The sequence below is a fragment of the Saccharopolyspora sp. NPDC002686 genome (genome assembly GCF_040295745.1).
Lineage (GTDB): Bacteria > Actinomycetota > Actinomycetes > Mycobacteriales > Pseudonocardiaceae > Saccharopolyspora > Saccharopolyspora oryzae.
The window spans coordinates 1-4,359 of sequence record NZ_JBEOVY010000497.1; the positions used below are offsets into that span (position 1 = coordinate 1).

General features: G+C 68.2%; 5 protein-coding genes. 3 read left to right on the plus strand and 2 right to left on the minus strand.

From position 1 onward, the window contains the following. Positions 1–83: 83 nt before the first annotated feature. A complete protein-coding gene (locus ABTZ89_RS36305) occupies positions 84–1,337 on the minus strand; it encodes an MFS transporter (RefSeq protein ID WP_270946694.1) in 1,254 nt (417 codons plus the stop codon). A 682-nt stretch (positions 1,338–2,019) separates the two neighbouring features. On the opposite strand from ABTZ89_RS36305, the gene ABTZ89_RS36310 reads away from it, so the two are divergent. Beyond that, complete coding sequence (locus tag ABTZ89_RS36310; protein ID WP_351053520.1) at positions 2,020–2,520, plus strand: GNAT family N-acetyltransferase; 501 nt, start codon at positions 2,020–2,022, stop codon at positions 2,518–2,520. Between the two features lie 8 nt (positions 2,521–2,528). Here the strand turns inward: ABTZ89_RS36310 and ABTZ89_RS36315 are convergent, their stop codons facing one another. Further along, positions 2,529–3,347: an alpha/beta fold hydrolase gene (locus ABTZ89_RS36315; RefSeq protein WP_351053523.1), complete on the minus strand. Its 819-nt coding sequence runs from the start codon at positions 3,345–3,347 to the stop codon at positions 2,529–2,531. Between the two features lie 77 nt (positions 3,348–3,424). On the opposite strand from ABTZ89_RS36315, the gene ABTZ89_RS36320 reads away from it, so the two are divergent. Both ABTZ89_RS36320 and ABTZ89_RS36325 read left to right on the plus strand, forming a co-directional pair. Then, positions 3,425–3,955, plus strand: a complete 531-nt coding sequence (locus tag ABTZ89_RS36320; RefSeq protein ID WP_270946696.1) for a CGNR zinc finger domain-containing protein — start codon at positions 3,425–3,427, stop codon at positions 3,953–3,955. A gap of 17 nt (positions 3,956–3,972) precedes the next feature. Then, on the plus strand, positions 3,973–4,320 hold the full coding sequence (locus ABTZ89_RS36325; protein WP_351053527.1) for a hypothetical protein: 348 nt from the start codon (positions 3,973–3,975) through the stop codon (positions 4,318–4,320). Positions 4,321–4,359: the final 39 nt, after the last annotated feature.

Sequence of the window (4,359 nt, forward strand, 5' to 3'; positions counted from 1 at the left end):
CCCGCGCGGCTCGATGGCCGGGCGGGGCTTCGTTCGTTCACCTGCGCGACTTCGCTGCCGCTGCTGGCAGAGCGCGGACGGGCTCAGTCCTCGATCGAGGTTTCCTTGGTCTCCTTGGCGAGCAGCAGGGCGATCAGCGTGATCGCGCCCATCGCCGCCAGGTAGACGCCGACCCAGCCCAGGCCGTAGGAGCTGGCCAGCCAGGTCGCGATGTAGGGCGCGACGGAGGCGCCCAGCAGGCTGGCCAGGTTGTAGGACACCGAAGCGCCCGTGTAGCGCACGGCGGTGGGGAACAGCTCCGGCAGCACCGCGCCCATCGGACCGAACGTCATGCCCATCAAGCCGAGGCCGACGATCAGGAACGACAGGGTCGCGACCGAGGAGTTCGCACCGAACCACGGGCCCAGCAGCAGGCCGAACACGATGATCGCGATGGTGGTGACGATCAGCGTGGGCCGGCGCCCGTAGCGGTCGGCCAGCAGACCCGCAACCGGCACCGTCAGGCCGAAGAACACCACGCCGATCATCAGCATGATCAGGAACGGCGAGCGCTCGTAGCCCAGACCGGTCTTGGCAGTGCCGAACGACAGCGAGAACACCGTCATCAGGTAGAACAGCACGTAGGTGGCCAGCATGATGAAGGTGCCCAGCACCAGCGCCTTGAAGTCGCTGCGGAAGACCTGCGCGAAGGGGACCTTGGCCCGCTCGTTGCGCTCCACGACCTTCGAGAACGCCGGGGTCTCGTGCATGCTCAGGCGCACCCACAGGCCGACGATCACCAGCGCCGCCGAGACCAGGAACGGCACTCGCCAGCCCCAGGCCAGGAACGTCTGGTCGTCCATCACCTCGGACAGCAGCAGGAACAGGCCGTTGGCGAAGAAGAACCCGATCGGCGCGCCGAGCTGCGGGAAGGTGCCGAAGAACGCGCGCTTGTGCGCGGGGGCGTTCTCGGTGGCCAGCAGCGCGGCACCACCCCACTCACCGCCGAGGCCCAGCCCTTGCCCGAACCGGCACAGCGCCAGCAGCAGCGGCGCGACGATGCCGATCTGCTCGTAGCCGGGCAGCAGGCCGATCACCACGGTGGAGATGCCCATGGTCAGCAGCGAGGCCACCAGCGTCGACTTGCGGCCGATGCGGTCGCCGAAGTGGCCGAAGAGCGCGGAGCCGACCGGCCGGGCCACGAAGGCGATCGCGAAGGTGGCCAGCGATTGCAGGGTCGCGGCGGTGGCGTCGCCCGCTGGGAAGAACAGGTGCGGGAACACCAGCACGGCTGCGGTCGCGTAGACGTAGAAGTCGTAGAACTCGATCGACGTGCCTACGAGGCTGGCGAGGACCACCTGTCGCGTCGAGTTCCGCGGGGTGGGATTCCCCGATGCTCCTGATCCCCGCACCTCTGGTGCTGGGACGTGGCCGACAGCCATGGCGCCACAACCTCCTCGTTAACACGATCGGACCACTGCACTGTAATCCGCGGCCGACCACTTGCCGAGACGGGGTTCCCGAATGGTGGACATCATCACCTGATGCGCACTCTCCGCGAGTGACCGGGAACTGGCCGCTGATGTCGGTTTTCGAGGCGAGACGACTGGCCCACCTCGTGCTGCGCGCAGCACGACCAAGCACACGTGTCCCATATTTCGAGAAGAGCCGGTCCTCGCCCCCGGTGACCGGACCTGCCGATCGCAACAACCAATCGAGACCAGCGGACACGACAGCCCCAACGATCGATCGCTCTCCGCATCCAACCATTCACGCTGCGGGCAGCGAGCCGGTTTCAGGCACAAGCTCTGACGTCACCACCACATGCACGCGGCGGTGACGCCTGACATCGGCCGTCTTGCCGCACCTGCGGGCTCGCCGGAAACGGTGCCGGTTCGGGACAATCCACCTGAGGCGATCAGTTCCAACACGCATCGTTGAGCCGGATCCTGCACGTCCCCACCGATCGAAAAATCGGTCGCTCCAGTGAGATTCGGCGCGCATCATGGGGCGGCACAGTCGTTTTGCCCGAGGAGTTCCATGCCCGATACCGAGTCAACGGACCCGCCGGAGATGCGGACAGAGCAGGATCACAGCCGCTCGAACAAGCTCCACACGCCTCGGCATTGCAACACCGACACAGGCGGGGACGTCGACTACCGCTGGCGGGGCGAGGTGTCCGACGACGAGCTGGTCGACCTGACCCTGTCACACGGCGGGAACCCGGAATCCGGTTGGTGGGACCGGATTCGGGCGCACAGCTTGGGCTGGGTGACCGGCCGACTCCCCGACGGGGCTCTGATCGGCTTCGTCAACGTCGCGTGGGACGGGTCCGATCACGCGTTCCTGCTCGACACGAAGGTCAACCCCGAGCACCAGCGCGGCGGGATCGGGACCGAACTGGTGCGTCGTGCCGCCGATGGCGCGGCGCGCGCCGGATGCACTTGGCTGCACGTCGACTTCGAGCCGCACCTGCGCGGTTTCTACTTCGACGCCTGCGGTTTCCGCCCCACCGACGCCGGGCTCATCGCCCTGCGCTGACCGGCCGCTCACCGGGCCAGGAACTCGGTGATCAATGCGGTCAGCTGCGCCGGGTTGTCCTCCTGCACCAGGTGGCCGCTCTGGTCGATCCAGGTCAGGTCGGCGTGCGGGATGCGCTCGGCCAGCTGTTCCGCCCGGTCGGCCGGCAGCCACTGGTCCTGGTCGCCCCATGCGATGAGCACCGGGCAGTCGAGCTCGGAGTACCGGTCCTCGACCTCGCGGGTGTAGCGCTCGTCGGCCTGGCCGATCTGGCGGTAGAAGGCCGGTTGCCCCGCTTCGCCGAGCCACGGCGCGACCAGCTCGTCCAGCACGTCGCTGCGCAGTTCCCGGTGGGCCGCAGTGGCGATGTAGCGGCGGACCAGCGCTTCGTGCAGCAGCGGGGGCAGTGCGGCGAAGACCTCGGAGTTGTCGTGCACCAGCCGGAAGAACTCCGATCCCCACGGCCGAACGCTCACCGCGTCCACCAGCATCAGCCGCTGGTAGCGGGCCCCGCTGAGCAGCGCCGTCCGCAGCGCCACCGCACCACCGAAGTCGTGGGCGATGACAGCCGGTTCCCGCAGTCCCCAATGCCGCAACAGCTCGGCGAACACCTCCTGCTGGGCGGCCAGCGAGACGTTCTGACCGTCGCGCTTCTCGGACTGCCCGTAGCCCGGCATGTCCCAGACGAACACCCGGTACCGGCTGCTCAGCGCCGCGGCGACGTCCCGCCAGACGTAGGAGGAGAACGGCGTGCCGTGCATCAGCACCACCGGATCCCCCTGCCCGAAGCTCGCCCAGCGAACCGTCCCGTGCGCCGACTCGAACCGCTCCGGCAGCTCCCAACCCATCACGCACCTCCGTTACCTTCTAACTGCCTATGCCAGTAACGTTACCCCCTATGTCAATAAGCCGGTAACATGGAGGCATGGCCTACGACCGCCCGCCCGCACCGCCCGAGCTGCAACCAGTGGAGGCGTTCGGCAACTCCGCACGATTCCTGTACGACGAGGATGCGCTCGTCGATCTCGGGGACGCCCGGACGTGGTTGCGCGAGCACGGCTGGGGCGAAGTCGCCGACGAGCTGGACGACTCCACGAGGGAAGAGCTGTTCAGAGCGCGCGAAGCGATCCGCGAACACCTCGCCGGGACCGACTCCGCGCCGCTCAACGACTACGCCCGCCGCCTGCTCCGGGCACCTCAGTGGCAACACGGCGAGATCGCGATCCCGGTCGACGGAAGCACCGCGGCGGAGCGGATGATCGGCGACCTCGTGGTCGCACTGGTGGTGGCGGATCTGAGCGGGAAGCCCGGACGCCTCAAGGTCTGCCAGGCCGAGGACTGCCGCTGGCTCTACTACGACCGCTCCCCCGGCAACAACAGCATCTGGTGCAGCATGGACATCTGCGGTGCCCGCCACAAGATGCGCGCCTACCGCGCCCGCCGCAAGGACACCTGACCCGGGATGGTGAACGGGTGCTGATACCGGCTGCGCTGGCCCGTGCGACCGTGCAGCGGGAGGGTGAGGCAGGACGACGTTGGTTGTCCGAACTGCCTTCCCTGATCACCCGGTTCACCGGGGAGTGGGGCTGCGAGATCGTCGGCGAAGCGCAGCACGGCGAGGTCGCGATCGCCGTCCCTGTGCGGAGGGGCGATGAGCCCGCCGTGCTGAAGATCGCGTTCCCGCATCCCGGCAGTCGCGGCGAGGCTGCCGCCCTGCACTACTTCCGCGGCCGCGGAACGGTGCGCGCGCTGGAGTCCGACGAGCACGGGAGCTGGTTCGAAGACGATTTCCTCCGGCTCCTGCTCGACATCAGCCCCTGAACCCCGTCGTGCCCTCCGCGTCGAGGCCCCGGAGGTGCC